Origin of the sequence: Mesorhizobium metallidurans STM 2683 (assembly GCF_000350085.1) — a bacterium.
Taxonomy (GTDB): domain Bacteria; phylum Pseudomonadota; class Alphaproteobacteria; order Rhizobiales; family Rhizobiaceae; genus Mesorhizobium; species Mesorhizobium metallidurans.
This window is the reverse complement of record NZ_CAUM01000013.1, coordinates 89257-107811: the sequence shown is the minus strand read 5'-3', so window position 1 is coordinate 107811 and position 18555 is coordinate 89257. Positions and strand designations below refer to the sequence as shown.

The 18555-nt window shown below is 63.4% G+C and carries 16 protein-coding genes and 1 pseudogene; 1 reads left to right on the top strand and 16 read right to left on the bottom strand.

What is annotated here, in order from left to right; all coding sequences use genetic code 11:
* Window positions 1-32: 32 nt before the first annotated feature.
* The 7 genes and pseudogenes from MESS2_RS03445 to MESS2_RS03415 all read right to left on the bottom strand — a co-directional run.
* Window positions 33-326, bottom strand: a pseudogene (locus tag MESS2_RS03445) (transposase); the annotation flags it as partial.
* 48 nt (window positions 327-374) lie between these two features.
* On the bottom strand, window positions 375-1406 hold the full coding sequence (locus MESS2_RS03440) for a hypothetical protein (protein ID WP_244439856.1): 1032 nt from the start codon (window positions 1404-1406) through the stop codon (window positions 375-377).
* The gene (locus MESS2_RS03435) at window positions 1406-2356 is read right to left on the bottom strand and encodes a sugar phosphate isomerase/epimerase family protein (RefSeq protein ID WP_244439854.1); all 951 of its coding nucleotides are present in this window, start codon (window positions 2354-2356) and stop codon (window positions 1406-1408) included. Before MESS2_RS03435 ends, MESS2_RS03440 begins: the two co-directional genes overlap by 1 nt.
* Window positions 2357-2370: 14 nt before the next feature.
* Window positions 2371-3435: an alcohol dehydrogenase catalytic domain-containing protein gene (locus MESS2_RS03430; RefSeq protein ID WP_008872679.1), complete on the bottom strand. Its 1065-nt coding sequence runs from the start codon at window positions 3433-3435 to the stop codon at window positions 2371-2373.
* Window positions 3422-4498, bottom strand: coding sequence for an ROK family protein (locus MESS2_RS03425; RefSeq protein ID WP_008872678.1), 1077 nt, complete (start codon window positions 4496-4498; stop codon window positions 3422-3424). The genes MESS2_RS03430 and MESS2_RS03425 overlap by 14 nt, the downstream gene beginning before the upstream one ends.
* The gene (locus MESS2_RS03420) at window positions 4495-5724 is read right to left on the bottom strand and encodes a family 4 glycosyl hydrolase (RefSeq protein ID WP_008872677.1); all 1230 of its coding nucleotides are present in this window, start codon (window positions 5722-5724) and stop codon (window positions 4495-4497) included. Before MESS2_RS03420 ends, MESS2_RS03425 begins: the two co-directional genes overlap by 4 nt.
* A gap of 145 nt (window positions 5725-5869) precedes the next feature.
* A complete protein-coding gene (locus tag MESS2_RS03415) occupies window positions 5870-7090 on the bottom strand; it encodes a sedoheptulose 7-phosphate cyclase (protein ID WP_008872676.1) in 1221 nt (406 codons plus the stop codon).
* Window positions 7091-7401: 311 nt separating this feature from the next.
* On the opposite strand from MESS2_RS03415, the gene MESS2_RS03410 reads away from it, so the two are divergent.
* On the top strand, window positions 7402-7698 hold the full coding sequence (locus tag MESS2_RS03410) for a VanZ family protein (RefSeq protein ID WP_008872675.1): 297 nt from the start codon (window positions 7402-7404) through the stop codon (window positions 7696-7698).
* A gap of 43 nt (window positions 7699-7741) precedes the next feature.
* On the opposite strand, the gene MESS2_RS03405 is transcribed toward MESS2_RS03410, so the two are convergent.
* From MESS2_RS03405 to MESS2_RS03365, 9 genes are all read right to left on the bottom strand, one after another.
* Entirely contained in the window at window positions 7742-8740 is a 999-nt protein-coding gene (locus MESS2_RS03405) for an NAD-dependent epimerase/dehydratase family protein (protein ID WP_008872674.1), read from the bottom strand.
* The gene (locus MESS2_RS03400; protein WP_008872673.1) at window positions 8737-9615 is read right to left on the bottom strand and encodes an NAD-dependent epimerase/dehydratase family protein; all 879 of its coding nucleotides are present in this window, start codon (window positions 9613-9615) and stop codon (window positions 8737-8739) included. Before MESS2_RS03400 ends, MESS2_RS03405 begins: the two co-directional genes overlap by 4 nt.
* Window positions 9612-10529 carry a sugar phosphate nucleotidyltransferase gene (locus MESS2_RS03395; RefSeq protein ID WP_008872672.1) on the bottom strand — a complete coding sequence of 306 codons (918 nt, stop codon included), beginning with the start codon at window positions 10527-10529 and terminating at the stop codon, window positions 9612-9614. Before MESS2_RS03395 ends, MESS2_RS03400 begins: the two co-directional genes overlap by 4 nt.
* Window positions 10526-11719, bottom strand: a complete 1194-nt coding sequence (locus MESS2_RS03390; RefSeq protein WP_008872671.1) for a glycosyltransferase — start codon at window positions 11717-11719, stop codon at window positions 10526-10528. Before MESS2_RS03390 ends, MESS2_RS03395 begins: the two co-directional genes overlap by 4 nt.
* Window positions 11719-12735: a class I SAM-dependent methyltransferase gene (locus tag MESS2_RS03385; protein WP_244439852.1), complete on the bottom strand. Its 1017-nt coding sequence runs from the start codon at window positions 12733-12735 to the stop codon at window positions 11719-11721. The genes MESS2_RS03390 and MESS2_RS03385 overlap by 1 nt, the downstream gene beginning before the upstream one ends.
* A 46-nt stretch (window positions 12736-12781) precedes the next feature.
* Window positions 12782-12955 (bottom strand): AraC family transcriptional regulator, encoded by a 174-nt coding sequence (locus MESS2_RS34065; RefSeq protein ID WP_083918338.1) that lies wholly within the window; start codon window positions 12953-12955, stop codon window positions 12782-12784.
* A gap of 204 nt (window positions 12956-13159) precedes the next feature.
* Complete coding sequence (locus MESS2_RS03375) at window positions 13160-14143, bottom strand: NAD-dependent epimerase/dehydratase family protein (RefSeq protein ID WP_008872668.1); 984 nt, start codon at window positions 14141-14143, stop codon at window positions 13160-13162.
* A 113-nt stretch (window positions 14144-14256) separates the two neighbouring features.
* On the bottom strand, window positions 14257-17715 hold the full coding sequence (smc, locus tag MESS2_RS03370; protein WP_008872667.1) for a chromosome segregation protein SMC: 3459 nt from the start codon (window positions 17713-17715) through the stop codon (window positions 14257-14259).
* Between the two features lie 66 nt (window positions 17716-17781).
* Complete coding sequence (locus MESS2_RS03365; protein WP_008872666.1) at window positions 17782-18525, bottom strand: DsbA family protein; 744 nt, start codon at window positions 18523-18525, stop codon at window positions 17782-17784.
* Between the last annotated feature and the right edge of the window lie 30 nt (window positions 18526-18555).

Below are 18555 nucleotides of genomic sequence, written 5' to 3'. Positions count from 1 at the left end.
TGCGATTGCGGCGGGAAGACCCTGCGGCAATCTCAGAAACGGAGAACTGTTACTGATCTCTGTCTCACCCGAGGGGTGCACTTCAGCACTTCAATGGGTGACAACCTCGTGCCGAACGGGTTGTCGATGGTCTGCAAGGTCCTCTGTTCCAGATCGATATATCCCAGATCATAGTGCATGAAGCTCACGAGCCAAATGCCGTCGTCGATTTCGGTGATGCCGAGCCTCTGACCGGCAAGCACGGTCGAGATGTTGATCTTCTTGCGATAGCAGCAGATGCGGCCGCAGGTGGTGACGGTGACGGCCTTGTCGTGAAATGGGTATTCGACCCGAAAACCCGGTTTGATCGGGCGCATAATTTTCGTTTAAGCGGCCTATTGCGAACGCTGTGCCGTGTTGTGTGCCTTGAACGCCGCGCGAAGGCTTAGTGCCTCCGGGCTGGTGCTGCCCAGCTTGGTGTCGCCGTTCTGCGATCCCCACGCGTAGGCAAAGTCAAACACTGGATTGGGGGTGTAGGTGGCCCAGCGCGCGAACATCTGGTTCGCCTGGTCAGGTGTCGGCAGTTTATAGACGTCTTTGACCCCGCCGGTATAGGTCCTCCAATTGCCGCCGCCAAAGGCTTGGAACACCGGCACGATCTTATTGAGCGGGATTCCAGCGGCAACAGCCGCCTCGACCGTTCTGTCGATGAAGTCCAAATCGAAAACCTTGCCGCGCACCGGATACGGATCGAGGCCGAAGAAATCGATCCCGGTGTTGGCGGGATTGAAGGTGTTCATGTAGCTGGGGGCGTCAAAAGACCCCATGTCCATCAGCGTGATGAACGTCACGGCCCCGGGCACATTGGCCCTGATCCAGTCGGCCTCGGCTTTGAGGGCTGCCGGGCTAACTGCCGGGGAGTGGTACTTGCCGGTGATGTCAGGCTCATCACCGAGGCGAAAGCCGAACAGCTTCGCGTTGCCGATGAACGGCTTGACCTTGGCGATGAAACGCGGCGTCACGCCGCTGGTCTCATTTAGCCAGATCAGCCCCTTCATCCCGGGAGGGAGCGCATTGAGTTGCTCGACATATTGTACATCAGCGAGGTTGAAGCCCGCGGCCGCGATTGCAGCCGCAGAACCGCCAGAGGTGTAATGCAGGGTTATGCCATTCTCCTCTGCCGACAGTTTCGGTTGGTCAAACAATAGAATGAGCAGGGCTGAGACGCACAGGATGCTTGTCCCTGCCATCATTGAGCCACCGAAAGAAATCAGAGAACCAAGACGTTCAAGCTGTGGTCGAGACCTTGCTGGCGCGGCGCCATGTTTCGGCTCGATGTTTTGCACCGCAACGGCCGGATCGACGACGATCAGCCTGGCGAGGCAGGCTGTTACAAGCCGGCAGGCATTCGCAATGGTCGATTTCATCATACAGCCCCCCATCTATCGATACATTCAAGCAGAGACATGCCTTCGGCTCTGGAGACACCGCTTCCACCTACGCAACCAACACCATCGGGGCAGCCCAGGCCACCCGCCAACATCGACCTCCCGATGAGTATCTTCAGCCGGGCAAGGTCGCGACCAATTCGAGATCCAGAATCTTCGCGATAATCGCCCTCGAGTGTGAAGGATGTAGGCCCCGGTTGGCGCGCGAATGCAATGAACGTAAGCTCCAGCTCGGCTACACCGTCGCCCAGCGGCACATCCCCATCGACCGACACCCCCAAAGCATCCTTAAGGTGGACGTCCGGAGAGGCGACGTCAGCAAGTCGCGCCCAAATTGAGGCGGCGGAATGCCCGTAGATAGCGGGATTTCCCGTATCAAACTGCAAGCAGATACCCGGCTGGCCAACGGCTTGAAGGATCTGGAGTGTTCTTTCGGAGTCGAGCCCGCTTTCATATGCCAAAGTAATCCCTGCAGCTTGGGCGGGACCAAGTGCGAAACGCAGCACTTCAGCTGTTCTAGCCACGTCCTCGGGCCTCCGAACGAGGCTTCGGCGAAAGCCCGGAATGATAATCCTGGGCACCCGCAGACGATCCGCCACTCTAATCGCGTGCGAGATACTTCGCCGGGCTTCCAACGCTTCCTCGCTACCCCTTGGCGCAGTCAGGCCAAGATCGTTGAGCCGATTGACTGCAAGAGCGGTGATCGGAAGCGCGAAACGGCGTGAGGTTGCGTCGAAGGCCGCCAGCACTTCGACATCCGTGAGATCGGGACCGCGGTTCGGGCCACCCAAGTCGACGTGAACGTGATCGAGACCCGCGGTGGCGGCGGTCTCAAAGCCGGCAAGGCCCCGATCCGCCACCTTCCAGAGCGCAACCCCGATTTGTGGTCGATAGCTACTCTGCACTACAGTCAATCGCGCGTTGCTCATCAACGGACGTTCTCTCAAGTTCGCCACCTCCGCAGGTCGATCCCAAGCTTGGTCCAAGGTCTAACCGGCGGATCCCCGACAGCTTCGCGTAATGTGCGGACAGCTTCCTCCGGGTCTGTCACGATCGTAAGAAGCGGCCGATAGGTATCGGGGCGAGCGCTAAGCTCGATCATTGCCTGGGTCAGCATCGCATTGGAAGAACCGCGGTGCCCCGTGATCGACACCCGCTTGTGGCCGATGGTTGTTTGGCACTGCTCGGTCAGTGACCGACCGACACGTCCACCGGTGTTTCGTGCGCGGACTTCGCTGAGATTGACCCCGGGCAGCCGCGGGTCTCGATACTCAGATGGGAGACCTCCGAAGAGATGGAGGGTGCCACCGTCGCACAAGGCGTCGAACCCGATACTGAGGGCGGCGGCTACATCCTGCCGCGAGGAACATAGGATCACAGTGTCGAATGTTTCGTCCTCAATACCGGACGTCTCTTTCGTCCCTGTGACGACGACGTCCCGAACCGACGCGCAGGCAGTTTTGAGCGCAATACGAAGCAGTTGGCCGATTGTACCTCGTCCTACCGCCAACACTCGTATCGGTTCCGCGACCCGCTTGAGAATGCTTCCGCAAGTCAGGACGGATGCCAGCGGCTCAGCGAGAATAGCGAGATCGGCAGCCAGTTCTGCGGGCGGCGAAACGACCAAAGACCGCAACCGAGCAGGCACGAGGAAGCGCTGCTGCATCATCCCATCGAGAGTATGGCCGAGTTCAGCGCTGCCCCAGTCTGGCGTTGGATTCACGGCAATCGTCGCGCCTAGCCAGCGCTGGTCCGCTTTCGCAGCCACTTCCTCGACAATCGCGACGCCCTCATGTCCGAGGATCCGGGCTGGATCGTCACGCACGCCGCGCAGAATCTGGAGGTCGGTTCCGCAGACGCCGGCAATGAGGGTCCGGCACACAAAATCGCCCGGTAGCGCCACGGGTTTCCGAACCTGCTCCAGTCTTGGGGCGCCCACGCCCGGCGGCCGCACCAGAGCGAGGTGCGACTTCGATCCGGTCAAGCTGATCCGATCACTGGAAAACATGGATGCTTCGCCCCTCCTCCGCCATTTCAGCGAGATGGCCAGCACCGATAAGTCCTGACAGGTCTCCCGGCGCGACGATACGGAGCCGGCGGGCGAAATAGGATGAATCGCATTCGGTGATCTGGAATAATCCGTGGTCGCGGAATTGCCGATCAAGGCTAGCCGAATAGGCTGGTTCGAGTGCATCCACGACACCCCCGGCGAGAACAATTGAATCAAGTAGCGGATCGTGCGTCAGGAGCGCCGAGAAAATAAGTGCCAGCGGTCGCGTGATCGTAGCGAGGACGTCCAAGGCAAGCGCGTCAGCGGCCGCCACCCCATGCGAGAACTCCGCGAGCATGGCATCATCGTCGCCGTCGCGTGCCGCGGCCATCGTCGAGACTGCTAGCGCATCCGGGGACCGAGATGGCAACTCGCGGAGCAGTTTCAATACGCCGCGTCCGGACGAATAGGCGTTCAGATGGTCGCATCCACCGCAATCGCAGGTAAACTTGAGACGCGTGCCGCGGAAGAAAGCTTCTACTTTGATGTGGCCAATTTCACCTTGTATCCCGTGCACGGGATCGACCGGCACGCCGCCTCGCGCGAAATCGTAGAGCCTCGCCCCGATTCCGGTGCTCACCGTGACGAACAGGATACGCGAATGGCTCCCGGGATCGCAGGTCTGTATGTAGGACGCCAGTCCTGCGGTCACGTCATTCGCGATCGTCCAGCGGGTGTCCAACCGCCGGCGTGTCAACGCCGCCTGGAGTTCGAAGGGTCCTGATCTCGGGCCCCAGAGTGGACCAGATTGCAGCACACAGCCGCTACGAGCGTTCACGGGTGCTCCAAGTGAGATGCCGGCATGCTTTATCGAGGTTCCGCTCCCCAACTGCAGGCGCTCAGTCTCGGCCACCAGGTAGTCGGCCAAAGCCTCCTGGAGTTCGACGGGACTGCGGTGAGCCGTGTTAAGGTAGTTGATCGCAGGTCGTCGCGTCACTGGACCCAGCCTTCCATTTGTCCACAGGGCCGAGCGAAAATGCGTGCCGCCGATATCAAAGACAGCAATGTCCTTGTTGGTCATTGCTGTTCTCGCACGGTCGGCGGATTGCTGGCAGCATCGCGCCAGGTCCGGAAAATTCGTGCAGCTGCAGTCCGAACTTTGTCGGAAGGCGTGATTCGATCGACTTCGAGCGCCGCACCGATCGTATCCGGTGTAGGGTCGGCGAGCGCTGCCAGGCACAATCGTTCGTGATGGTCGAACGCGGCGAGCCAGTCGCGGAATGGACCGCTCGCTGGTGCGGGATCAAGAATATCGATGCGATCACCGAGGACGCGGGCACGCAGCTCGTGAACGAGGGGGCCATCCGTCGCGACGTTTATGGTGGCGTCGTAGCCCTGCGCTCCGACGCGGGCTGCGACGAGCGGTACGACTGCTTGCGCATACCAAGGCATATCACGCTTTGCTATTTGTGGTGGGCATTGTGTGGGATCCGCGATAAGATCCTTGGCAATCGCATCTCGCAGAGAAATCAGCGCGACCGCCCGACCCTTCCCGTGCGAAGACCGGTCATCGAAAAGAGCGAAGTATTTCGTGGGTATTGCGCCAAGGCGAAGAATATCGTCCCGGAACTTCTGCGTTGCGGTATCGGAGGTCAAATCGAGGACGTGCTGCAGGAGATCCTCCCCGTCTCGGGTCCTGACGATGGGGATAAAGCCTCTGTGATTGAGGCCCTCGTAACTCCAGTTAAGTTCGGTCGAGTCGATGCGCAGCGCCCTCGCGAAGGCCTGGAGTGTGGCGAGGGGAAGCTCGCAGATGCCGACGGCAGCCAAGCCGCGGCGAAGCATCATGGCCGTCGTCAGGCTCAGCGGGTTGATCATGTTCACGACGAAGGCATCGGGACAGACTGCCTTCATACGGATCGCGAGATCGTCTACCGGCCCTATTTGACGGAAGGCAGAGAGCAGGCCGCAGGGGCCCAACGTTTCGTCAGCGATGCATCCCAGATCGCTTGCAAAGCGTTCGTCATCAGCCCTCGCCTCAAGCCCGCCGAAGCGCGTCTGGACAATCACGATCTCGGCATCGGCCAGGGCCGCATCGAGGTCCGTGGTGGATATGACCGAGGTTCCGAATGCTCCCAGCCGGTGCCGGGCATAATGTGCAACCGCATCGAGGTTTTGCACGTTGCGCCCTTGGAGGATTAACACCCATTCGCCCAGCCGGCGACTTAACGCCTTGCTTGCCTCAATCGCATCGACGAGCGCCACCGTGAAGGGCGAACTCCCGCCGAGGACGCAGACCCGCGTCATCAGGGCGTCCGGGACGAGCCGACAGTCGCAGTGACGTAGACGGTCTCCTCATCGGGCATGCACCGCACCCGACCGATGAGGAGACCGCCGTCCCATGAATTGAGATCCGGTCCGGACCTGACTTTGACAGGAAAAGGCCCTCGGCTCATTGCAGACCAATCCTGGCCAAATTTCCCTCGGCGGGGAGTTCCACCCCATATTGAGCCGTACCACTATTGGACATGCCCTCCTGCCAGCTCCGAGCGCGCAAATAAGTCAGAACCTCAAGTATCATTCCTGGCGGACACTGATCTTCCCGCTTGAGGAAGCGATAGCGGCCAATGTCGGTCGGCACGACCATGTTGATATTGCCGCCTCGATGCTTGGCGGCGGCCCGGAACGATCTCAAGACCAAGTCTTCGTTCAGATGCCCGTGCCAGACCGGCAAACCAACCGCCACCAGCAGATCGACTATGCGCAGGGCCGTTTCCTCCCTGAGCCAACCGAGGTGCCAACCGACGACACTGGAAAAAGCGAGGTCGATGGCGACGGCAAAGCCGTGGTGGAGTTCGTAATGGGTCGAAGCTTCAAGCGGGTGGGCGATCGTGTGACCCAGATCTACCGCCCTCTCATAGGATGTAACCTCGAAGGGGTTCTTCGAAAGCTCTCCCAGCATGGCGGCGATGGCCCGCTGGATGGGCTCGTGAGCCAACGAGTCGCCGTTGAGAACCCAGGACTGCAGCCCACCTCCACGAGTCTCCTCGATCATCCGGAAGAGATCTGTGTCGGAGGTACAGGCGACCTTGATCATTTCGGCCACCCCCTGCCTGACCGTATCGACGCCCAGGCTCTTGAGCAATGACGGGATCACCGCGACAGCTTCCGGTGGGTGGAAACAACCAAGGTAGTTCTTGCCTTCTCCGAAATTGACGCCACCCTTTAGTCCGATTCCGGCATCGACCTGCCCAATCAAGGTGGTGGGGATGCGAAGGTGAGACAAACTCCGGCGTAGCATTGAAGCCGCCAGCGTAACGATATCTGAGCAGACACCACCGCCGATCGCCACCAACGCACCCCGGCGATCAATCCCGGCGTCTGAGGCTGCGCTACAGACGGTCAACACGGATTCCATGGTCTTCGTCCGCTCGGTGCAATTCAACACGAGCCAGGACGGCTTCAAACCGACACTTGCGAAGGCTGCACGGATATCGTTGCCATAGAGCCTCTCGACAGTAGGGGTGGTGACCGCCAGCACAGTCCGATTACGGGTGTAGGCCTCAATCCATTCGCAGAAATCCGACGAGTGGAGACCCTCAAACAGAGCGACATTGAAGGTGTGGTCACGGGAAGACCGAAGGGAAAGCTGCTCTGGGGTGGACATCCACATGATTGAACCCGATGTTCGGCCAGAACAACTCACCTGCATGCTTGAGAGCATCTCAGCAAAAAGTCGCTCCGCATTTCTCTACGATATACTATGTACGAATTTATTAGGCTTCATCCGTTCGACCGATGCGCAGGTCGTTGCGAAGTGAAACGCACAATTTGCAAGCACAGCCGTGAGACTGAACCTTTGGATCAAAGACTGATAGACCATTGTCGCATGTAGGATCGTTCATCATCTCGGCAAGGACTGTCTTTCTAGCCACTCTGGCAGGTGTTCTCCTGCCAACCCTTTCGCCTGGGTAGCTTTTGCAGATGTTCGGCATCGCCGTTGCCCTTGGTCATGACAGACTCAATCATGTCGCTGCGTTTGGCGTGCTGGCGACCATCGGATACTTTGCCTGGCCGGACCACAGGGCAAAGCTGACTGTCCTCCTCGTTCTGACTGCCGCCGCGATCGAAGGTCTTCAAGGTCTGCAGCCGATCGGACGCTATCGGGATGCTTGGGACTGGGCTGCCGGCTGTCTCGGCTTGGCGTGTGGATTGCAGATCGCGAACTGGACAGGGAATTTCACCGGCGCCCTGAGATACGACAAGCAAAGATCCCTGTAGCTCTAGTTCGGATTTGCGAACGACTGCCCAGCGTGCCCAAGCGTCACGCTTTGGTCTCCAGTTCGAGATAATAGCGCATGACGTCGTCGACGCTCTGCGGAAGATCGACACGGGGCTGCCAGCCGAGCGCGCGCACCCTGCTGACATCGACCACCTGCCGCGCGATATCCACTCCCCGCCCCGGCAATTGCGTCAGCGCCGGATCGGCAATCCCAGCCGCGGCGACGAGCAGATCGTAGATGGTGGCGATCTGCGTCTCGCACCCTGAGGCGACGTTGTAGAAAATATCGCTGGCCCCGGCGAAGCCGATCGCGACCAGTGCACTCGCCACGTCGCGCACGTCGATGAAGTCGCGCCACGCGGTCAGCGGCCCGAGGGCGACGCCATTGCGGCGTCCTACCCCTAGCTCAGTGAGTTGGCTGGCGATGCGGCCGGCGATATGGCGCTCCTCCTGGCCCGGACCGACGACGTTGAAGATGCGCGCCACGCGGCCGTCGATCCCTCCCGCGCGCGTTGCTATCCGCACGATGTCTTCGCTGGTGCGCTTGGTCGCGGAGTACAGGTCGATCGGCTCGGTCGCGCCAGTTTCGACCAGCGGCACCCCCCCACCGCCGAGTTCGCCATAGATTGAGCCGGAGGATCCCAGCACCAGCACCGCGCCCTGCGCCGCCAGCGCATCGCAGAGATGGCGCGTAACGGCGATGTTGTTGGTCACCAGCCGATCGAATGGTTCGTCGCGCAGCGATCCGGCAAGATGGAAGACGATGTGAGGCGCCGTTTCGGCGATCAGCCGCGCCGCTGCCGCTGCATCCGACAGGTCGGTGGCGACATAGGCATAATTCGGTCCGTCGGGCACCAGGGCATCTGGCAGCGGCGCGGCGCGCTCGCCACCGCCGGAATGGATGTTGTGCGTGAAGCGTGTCGTATTCCCCGGCGAGCGCCCGACGCCGATCACCCGGCAATCGCCACGATCGCACAAGGCGCGCACCAGATAGCGGCCGATGAACCCTTGCGCGCCGGTGACCAGGATCGTCCGCGTCACGCCATCTCACCCAGGCAATCACACACGCCATCGGCCAGGGTAATCTCCGTCCGCCAGCCAAGCGTCTCGCGCGCCAGCGACACGTCGGCGACGAGATGCGCGATGTCGAGGGCGCGCGATCGGTCGCCCTGTCCCTCGACGATCAGCGCGTCCGGTCCGCCACCGGCCCTCGCGAAGGCGGCGGCGAGCGCGGCGACGTCGGTGCCGATGCCGGAGGCCATGTTGAGCGTCATCAGGCCAGGCTCGTCGCGTGCGGCAGCCATCAGCAATCCCCGCGCCAGATCGTCGACATGCAGGTAATCGCGCACCGTATCGGCCGAGAAGACGCGCATCGGCTGTCGCAGGCGCGCCTGTGCCGCCAGCCGGCCGACCAGCCCGTTCGCGCGCATCCCCGGGCCGTAGACCGAGAAGGGCCGAACAATGGTTGCCGAGTCCAGCGCCCCTCGCCGTACCGCACCCGAGACGAGTTGCTCTGCCGCCACCTTTGCCGCGCCATAAGGCGAAAGCGGCAGGAGCGGCGCGCTCTCCGATACGCACGCTGTGTCGGGGCGACCATAGACTTCGGCCGACGACACATGGACGAAGCGCCGCACGCCGATCCGCTCGGCGGCGGCGAGCAACGTCGCCGTGCCCAGTACATGCGCGCGGGCGAATGCCGCCGGCGCGTTGAACGAGGCCGCGACGGCGCTGGGCCCGGCAAGATGAACGACCGTGTCGATACCGGCGAACAACGCCTCCAGCGCCGACTGATCGCAAATGTCGATCGCCCCCGCCTCCCCGTCGACCGGGCCGACATGCGCCACGCACGCCTCCGCGCCGATCCGGCGCAGCACCGCCCGGCCGATAAAGCCGTTTGCACCGGTGATGCCGATCACGCCCCCTGCCCCCGTGCGGCAAGGCGATGGCGCACTGGCTCCGGCAACTCGTCGTCACTGAGCGTACCCGCGGCACCGACGTGGACGCGCAGCACACCGGCTTCCGTCATTGCGTCGCATACATAGCCTACATTGCCGCCCGCGACCCGGATTTCGCGTGCGACCTCCCCCGGCCACCATGCTTCGAAAGCGGCGTCACCCGAAAGCAAGGTTTCGGCGGCGACCAGCTTGGCGGCGTCGTTGACGTCGATCCATGCGGCCTGGTGGCGATAAAGCCGCACCGCCGCGCCACCAGCCGTCAACCGGTTGGCGGCATCGACAAGGCCGAGCGGCGTGCCCCGCGGCAAGCTGCGCAAAGCGGCAGCGGTCACCACTGCCAGCCCACTGCCGACCAGGATCGGATAGACCGGCTTCTCGCGATAGGCGATGAGCAGATCGGGATCATGTGCGTCCACCTCAAGCGCGCCATAGGGCATGCGAAACGGCTCGTCATGCGCCGCCAGCGTCATCGCCGCGCCGGACGCACGGTGCGCCGCGGCCAGCGCCGCCAGATCGAGCGTGGTGAGATTGTCGGCATACACCACCAGCACATCGCCGGCGTCGCCCGACAACATCGTCGCTGCACCGAAATTGCCCAGCGGCGCCTCCTCGATCAAGGGAGCTAACGCCACGCCGATGCCGGCGGCGCGCGCGGCGAAATCGGTGATCCTGTCCGCCTCACGCACTGCATCGGCACGGGTCAGCGCGATGAAGATGCGCCGGCACCCGCCACGCGCCATCATCCAGATGTTGCGCTCGAGCAGGCTGACCCCGCCGACCTCGACCAGCGGCTTGCGCCCGACCACTCCGGAGCGCGCCATTCGCTCGCCCTGGCCGCCGGCCATGATCAGACCGGTCCATGCGTCATCGCTCATGGCGGCGTCTCAATACCGGTGCGGCGCATCGCTGCCAGCGTCGTCTCCACCATGTGCTGCCGGGTGAAGCCGGACAGGAATCGGGTATAAGCAGCGGTCCGCAGCCGCTCGGCGAGGCCGGGTTCGCGGATCATCCGCTCCAGCGCATCGGCCAGCGGCGCCGGTGCGTGCGGCGGCACGACCAGTCCTTCGATTTCGGGTCGCAGGAAATCGCGCACCCCGACATTGTCGCACGCGACGATCGGGCACCCCGAGGACGCGGATTCAAGCAAGGCGGTCTGCAATCCCTCGCGATACCAGGATGGGATGCAGGCGATGTCCGCCCCGGCATACAGCGCGGTGATGCTCGGCTGGTACCCTATGAACGCTACATCGGGATAGGATCGCGCCCGCGCCAGTTCCGCTTCCGTCAGCGCGTCGGCGCGGCCGCTCATCGGGTTCGAGGTAAACACCATGCGATGCGCCACGCCCCGTTCAGACAGGATGCCCGACGCGGCGGTGGCGTCCATCACGCCCTTGTCGCGCAACAGCCGCCCGGGGACGAGTATCGTCGGCCGCGCGCCGACCGCGCGCGCTTGTTTGTAGGGGAAGTCTTCCGGCATGACGCCGCAGCCGCCGGTGACGATCACGCGATCCGGTGCGACGCCGGTGCGCCTGATCAGTTCGGCCTTGTCCTCGTGATTGTGGACGATGACGATCGCGCGCCGGCTAGCGAAGACGAAGCGATAGACTATACAGATCAGCCGCGTCGTCAGGCTGTCGCGCTGCGCGACTGAGAAGCACGCGCCCAGTCCGGTGACCAGATAGATGGCATGCCGGTTGCCGAGCCGGACCCACGGCCCGGCCAGCATGATCGACAGCGCCGACCACAGGATGAACACACTGCCCGGGCTGAACAGCGCCGCGCGTGCAACCATCAAGCTGGCGCGCGCCAGCCGCAAGAGGCTCGGCCGCCCGCGATTGCGCGAGAACGGCATGGTCCGCGTCGAGATGCCTGGCGCCAACGCATCGCGTGCGGCATCGATCGCCGGCCTGGAATCCCAGCCGGCGGTGGCGAGCCCATTGTCGTCCGGCGACCAAACTTCCACGGCGTGGCCCGCCTCGGCCAACGCGGTGCTGACATGGTTGAAATCGGAAATCCAGCGCGGCAGCGCGGTGACGACGATGATGATGCGGCGTCCCTTGCGCATCACGCGCTGTCGGTCTTGTGCCGTGCGGCGACGAACGCGGTCTGCGGGCCGCCCATCGGGAGCCACCGGCCTATCCCGTAACGCAGGAACATGTGCAGCCGGTAATAAGGCGCGGCCGCCCAGCCCTGTGCAAGAGGGGCGTGGCTGTCCGGTGCCGCTGCGACGCGCCGGCTGCCCAGCACCGTACTGAGCGCGGTCGACAGCCCGACCGGATAGCGCCGCATCGCGATTAGCTTCAGTCCGGCTGCGTCGAGCAAACGCTCGATGGCCGGCGCATCGAAGAACCACATATGCGTCGGCATGTTCGGCCGCCCGACAAGGCGCTGCCAGAAGGGCGACAGATTGGAAAACAGCCCGACCTCGAAGCAGACCGTGCCGCCAGGCGCCACCTTCGCCGCGATCGCCCCTAGCGCCGCCACCGGATCGGGGAAGTGACTCAGCAGATCGACATGGAAGGTGGTGTCGTAGCGGCCTTCGGGCAGACGGCTGTCCTCGATCAGCGCGCGCTCGACCGTGATGCCCAACGTGCGTTCAACGCGCGTGGCGCGTTCGTCGGACGGTTCGACCGCCTCGACGGTAAAACCGGCTCGGATCGCCGCCGCGGTGAACTCGCCGTCACCGCAGCCGATCTCAAGCAGCCGTCCACGCCGCGTGAATGCCTTCACCCAACCGACTCGCGCACGCGCCGGTGCGGAATAATAGACTCGGTGGTGATGATCGACCGTCGCGTCCGCCAGATGGTCCGGCAGCGGATCGATATAGATAACCCCGCACGCACACTGCCTGCCGCTGTACTCGCCTTCGCGCAACGCCACCGGACCGGCATTGGTCCGGCAGACTGGACAGGCGCCCGATCGTTGCAATTCTATGTCCCTCCATATCGCATCATCATACATGCAGCAGGACGCTTCCTTGACATCTATCTGGATGATGCCATCGTCTATAAAGCCGTTTTCAAGAACGTCATTGGTACGATCATCTGGACGCATACCTACCGGCAAGGATTCTCCCGCCATGCGAAACTGAGATTCGAGTGGCGCCTTTCCGATAACCCGCTGAAGCTCAGGCCGAGCCCTTCCTGCCTGCCCGGTCCGATTTCATCGCATCGCGCGGCGTCAGGCCGAACCGGCGTCGGAATGCTGTCGCGAAGTTCGCCGGGCTGGCATAGCCGGCAATATCGCTGGAGCGCTGGACGCTCGCCTCTCCGGATCTCAATGCGGCGAAAGCGCGTTCCAGTCGCGGTGCGACTCTTTGGTGCTTTCGCGACTAACGTTCCAGCTGTGAGGCATCGCCCAATTGGCAAGGCATCGGTCTCTTGGTACCGACATCCCCATGTTCGAAAGCGGATGACTCAGCCAATCGTCTGTCACCTTGGAGCGCGTCGTGTGATGGATCATACGGCGCGCTTTTCATCATATATGCCGCGCGCAGCAATCTTCGTTACCTACGATCTGTTACCGCCATCCATTCCGACCGGTACCAGTCGACGAAATTCTTCAGGCCATCTTCTATCGAAACGCTCGGCCGGAAGCCGAAATCGCGCTCCAGCGCCGCAATGTCGGCATAGGTTCGTTCCACATCGCTCGCCTGCATCGGCTCGTTCTTGCGGACTGCCGTGACGCCGAGCAGCTTTTCCAGAATGTCGATGAAATCGCCCAGCCGCACCGGCCGGTTGTTGCCGACATTGTAAAGCCTGTTCGGCGGAACGTCCGTGGGGGGCTTGTCGAGCACGGCGACGACAGCCTTCACCACATCGTCAACATAGGTGAAATCGCGCCACATCTCGCCATTGTTGAACACCCGGATCGGCCTGCCTTCGAGCATCGCCTCGGTGAACATCCAATAGGCCATGTCTGGCCGGCCCCAGGGACCATAGACGGTGAAAAACCGCAGGCCGGTTTGCGGGATGCCGAAGAGATGGGCGTAGGTATGGCTCATCAACTCATCCGTCTTCTTGGTGGCGGCATAGAGCGACACAGGCTTGTCGACCTGGTCGGCCTCACTGAACGGCACGGTGCGGTTGCCGCCATAGACGGAGCTCGACGAAGCATAGACCAGATGCTCGAAGGCCGGCTCGGCGCGGCAGAATTCGAGCACTTCGAGATGGCCCATGACATTGGAGCGGACATAGAGCCGCGGATTGTCGAGGGAGTGGCGCACGCCCGCCTGCGCGGCGAGGTGGACGATCCTGACGATGCCTTTGCCGGCCAAGGCGGTGGTGAGCGCGCCCGGTTCGGCAATGTCGAGCTGATGAAATGAAAAATCCCGGTGGGGCAGAAGGCGGGCGAGCCGCCCCTTCTTGAGCGTCAGGTCGTAATAGTCGTTCATGTTGTCGACGCCGACAACGGCCTCTCCCCTGTTGAGGAAATGATGGCAGACATGGCTGCCGATGAACCCCGCGGCTCCGGTGACAAGTACAGGCAACGAGGTTCTCCACACACCGATCAGGCCGGTCTCTCAGAAGAGCCAGCTGTTTCAGCAGGTGCTATAGTCGAAAGCCGGAATTGAGGCCACCGGCAAGCCGCGCTATCGGTGCCTCAGCTCGCCTCGCGCATGGTCTCGGCCGCCTGCAGGTCGACCGACACGAGCTGGCTGACGCCCTGCTCGGCCATGGTCACGCCGAACAGCCGGTTCATCCGCGCCATGGTGATCGGGTTGTGCGTGATGATGACGAAGCGCGTATCGGTGGTGGCAGCCATTTCGTCCATGAGGTTGCAGAAGCGCTCGACATTGTGATCGTCGAGCGGCGCGTCGACCTCGTCGAGCACGCAGATCGGCGCCGGATTGGTCAGGAACACGGCGAAGATCAGTGACATCGCCGTCAGCGCCTGCTCGCCGCCGGACAGCAGGGTCATGGTCTGCGGCTTCTTGCCGGGCGGGCGGGCAAGGATCTCAAGCCCGGCCTCGAGCGGGTCGTCGGATTCGATCAGTTGCAGTTCCGCGGTGCCGCCGCCGAACAGATGCGAGAACAGCCGCTGGAAATGGCTGTTGACGATGTCGAAGGCGGCGAGCAGCCGTTCGCGGCCCTCACGGTTCAGGCTCTGGATCGCTTGCCTGAGCTTGCGGATCGCCTCGATGATGTCCTCGCGCTCGGAAACGATGGTCTCCAGCCGGTCGGACAATTCCTTCTGCTCTTCCTCGGCGCGCAGGTTGACGGCTCCGAGCCGTTCGCGCTCGATCTTCAGCCGCTCGAGCTGGCGCTCGATCTCGGCCATTTCGGGCATTGGGCTGTCGGCCTCCAGTCCGGTATGGCGGATGACCAGATGCGGCGGCGTGTTCAGCGTTTCCTGGATTCGCGCCTCGACCTCCAGCCGCCTTTCGTCGGCGGCCGTCAGCCGCTCTTCGGCGCGGACACGCGATTCACGCGCCTCGGCCAGCGACTGGATCGCCGCGGTCGCGGCCTTGTCCAGCTCGGATTGCCGGTTCTCCGCCTCCTGCAGGCGATCGCCCGCCGCCTGGCGCAGGCTTTCCGCCTCGGCAAGCTGCGAAAGAAGCGCACGCCGCTTGGCGTCGATCTCGTCGGGGGCGTCGGCCAGTCTTTCGCGCTCGGCCTCGGCTTCGGCCTTGCGTTCGCCAAGTGCGGCGATCTGCGTCGATGCGTTTTCGGCGCGCTCCAGCCAGTTGCGGCGTTCCGCGCCGATGGCCTCGAGCCGGCGCATACGCGCCTCGGCTTCCCGCCTCAGACCCTCATGAACGGCGCGCGCATCGGCAAGGGCGGCGCGGTCGCGGGCGACATTGGCCGAGGACTGTTCGAGCTGCAACTGCAGATCGCCGAGATCGGGTGCACCTTGCAGCAGCATTTCCGCCTCGACGAAAGTAGCCGCCGTCTCCTCGTGGCTGTCGACGATGCGGGCGCGCGCCTCGTCAAGTGCAGCACGCCGGCTCGACAGCTCGCCGCCGGCCTTCTCGGCCTCGGCCAGCACGTTGCGCGCGGCGTCGAGCCCATGCTGGGCATCGCGCCCGGCCTGCCTGGCATTGCGTTCAGCCTCGCTGTTTAGCGCAAGCGCCTGTTCGGCTTGCGCAAGCGCCGCTTCGGCGTCGCGCAGGACTAGCGTGGCTTGCACGGCTTCGGCATCGAGCTCGGCCAGCCGGTTCTTCTGCGCCAGCCGTTGTGCTGCCGCGGTCGGCGCATCGGCGCTGGCGGTGAAGCCGTCCCAGCGCCAGAGCGCACCTTCGCGACTGACCAGCCGCTGGCCGGGCGCGAGCTGCGTCTGCAGCCGCCGTCCATCGCCTGCTTCGACGATGCCGATCTGCGCCAGCCGGCGCGCGAGTTGCGCCGGCGCGCGGACAATGCTGGCAAGGCTCCTGATACCTTCGGGCAGAGTGGCGTCGCCAGGCCGGATTTCGCTTCCGTCCCAATGCACTGGCGCGCTACGGTCAAGCGGCACGTCAAGGTCTTCGCCGAGGGCGGCGCCAAGTGCCGTCTCATAGCCACGCTCGACGCTGATCTGCTCCAGCACAGAGGGGAAGAGGTCGCCACTGGCGGCATTCAGGATCTTGGCAAGCGTGCGCGCCTCGGTCTCGATCCGCGCCAGCTCGGCCTTTGCATCCTGCACCGGCGGGCGGGCGGCACTTTCAGCCGCGCGCGCCTCGGCAACCGCCTGTTCGGCAGCGATGGCGGCAGCCTCGGTTTCTTCGAGCAGCGCCATGGCGTCCTCGACCAGAAGCCGCTTCTCGGCCGGATCGGGCAGACCGGCAACCCTGGATATGATATCGGACAGTTCCCGGTCGACATCGGCGAGCTGGCGGGCAAAGCGGTCGCGGCGCTCGGCGGTATCGCGCAGCGTGCGCTCGATCTGGTTGCGCGAGGCGGCGGCCTCGGCCCGTTCGGCGGTCAGCGCCGCCAGTTTCGCTTCGCTCGCGGCAAGCGTCGCAGCAGCCTGTTCGAAAGCCGCGCGGGTGGTGGCCTCGCGCTCGGCGGCACCTGCATCTTCGGAATTCAGCTCGGCTTCTTCCGTGCGCAGGCGTTCGAGAATGTCGGCGTTGTCGCGCACCATCCGCTCCTCGCGGGCGATGTCGCCGTCGAGCTGCTGGAGCCGGCGGTCGAGTTCGGCCTGGCGGGCGCGGATGCGGCCCGCTTCCTCCTCGATCTGCGCCTTGGCGATCGACAGGCGCTGGAAGGCGGCGGCGGCGGCGGCTTCCGCGTCGCGCAGGTCCGGCAGCCTGTGCGCCCCGATCCCTTGCTCCCTGGCGGCTGCCATTTGAGCGGAGGCGCGGTCGCCGACCAGCGCCGTGGCAGTCGCCAGCGCCGAGCGTGCCTCGCCTTCCTGCGTCTTGGCCAGCGTCCAGCGCAGATGCAGCAGCGTCGCTTCGGCCTTGCGGATATCGGCCGACAGGTTCTTGAAGCGCGATGCCTGACGGGCCTGGCGCTTCAGGCTTTCGATCTGGCTTTCGAGTTCGCCGACGACGTCGTCCAGCCGTTCCAGATTCTGCTCGGCCGCCTTGAGGCGCAGTTCAGCCTCATGGCGGCGTGTGTGCAGGCCGGAAATACCGGCCGCCTCCTCCAGCAAGGCGCGGCGCGCCTGTGGCTTCGCCTGGATCAGTTCGCCGATGCGGCCCTGCCCGACCATCGACGGCGAACGCGCGCCGGTCGACTGGTCGGCGAACAGCAGCTGTACGTCCTTGGCGCGGGCTTCCTTGCCGTTGATGCGGTAGAGCGAGCCCGCCTCGCGCTCGATGCGGCGCGAAACCTGCAACTCGTCGGCGTCGTTGAAGGCGGCGGGCGCGCTGCGGTCAGTATTGTCGAGGAACAGCGTGACTTCGGCGGTGTTGCGGGCCGGACGCGTTCCCGAACCGGAAAAGATCACGTCGTCCATGCCGGAGGCGCGCATGTTCTTGTAGGAGCTTTCGCCCATCACCCAGCGCAGCGCCTCGACAAGGTTCGACTTGCCGCAGCCGTTCGGCCCGACGATGCCCGTCAGGCCGCGTTCGATGACGAACTCACCGGGTTCGACGAAGGACTTGAAACCGAGCAGGCGAAGGCGCGAAAACTTCATTCGCGCCGCCCCACAAGAGACAAAGTGGCACGCACGCCGAAGCGCGGTCGCTTCGCTGCCGGAGCGTCAAAGCAGAGGGTCGATGATGGCCGACATTTCCTCAATCGACATCGCCCCTCTGTAGGTCTTTCCGTTGATAAAAAAGGTCGGCGTCGAGTCGACCTTGAATTCATCGGCGCCGCGTTTCTGGACCGACCTCACATCGTCCAGAAGTTTCTGGTCCGTCAAGCAGGCTTCGAAGGACTCCTGTGTAAAACCGGCGAGCTTGGAGATTTGCAGCAGCGCGTCCTTGGTATTGTTCCCGCCCACCCAGCTCCGCTGCTGCTTGAACAATACGTCCACCATCGGGAAATAATTGTCCTTGGCGCAGCGCGCCAGCATGAAACCGGCCTCGGAGCTGGGGTCGAACGGAAATTCGCGCAGGATAAAGCGGGCCTTGCCGGTATCGATATATTTCGTCTTCAGTTCCGGAAAGGTCGTCTCGGCGAAATTCGCGCAATGCGGGCAGGTCATCGAGGCATACTCGACGATGGTGACCTTCGCGTCGTCCTTGCCGAGTTGCTGCTCGGGCAGCGCACCCGGCTTCAGCAATGCCGCCATATCCACCGTGCCCTGAGCTTCAGGCGCCTGCACGGCAGCGGGAGTGGCCGGCTTCGCAGGATCGGCGGGAGCCGCAGGCTTCACAACCTCCGCCTCGGCTTTCTCGCCCGAGTCGCTGCATGCGGCGAGCAGAACCACCGCTGGAACGGCGGCCAGCGAAGACAGAAGGTTTCTGCGAGACAAGCTTTTGCTAAACGGGGAACGGGTCATACGAATCACCTGATATCGGTTGGATATTGC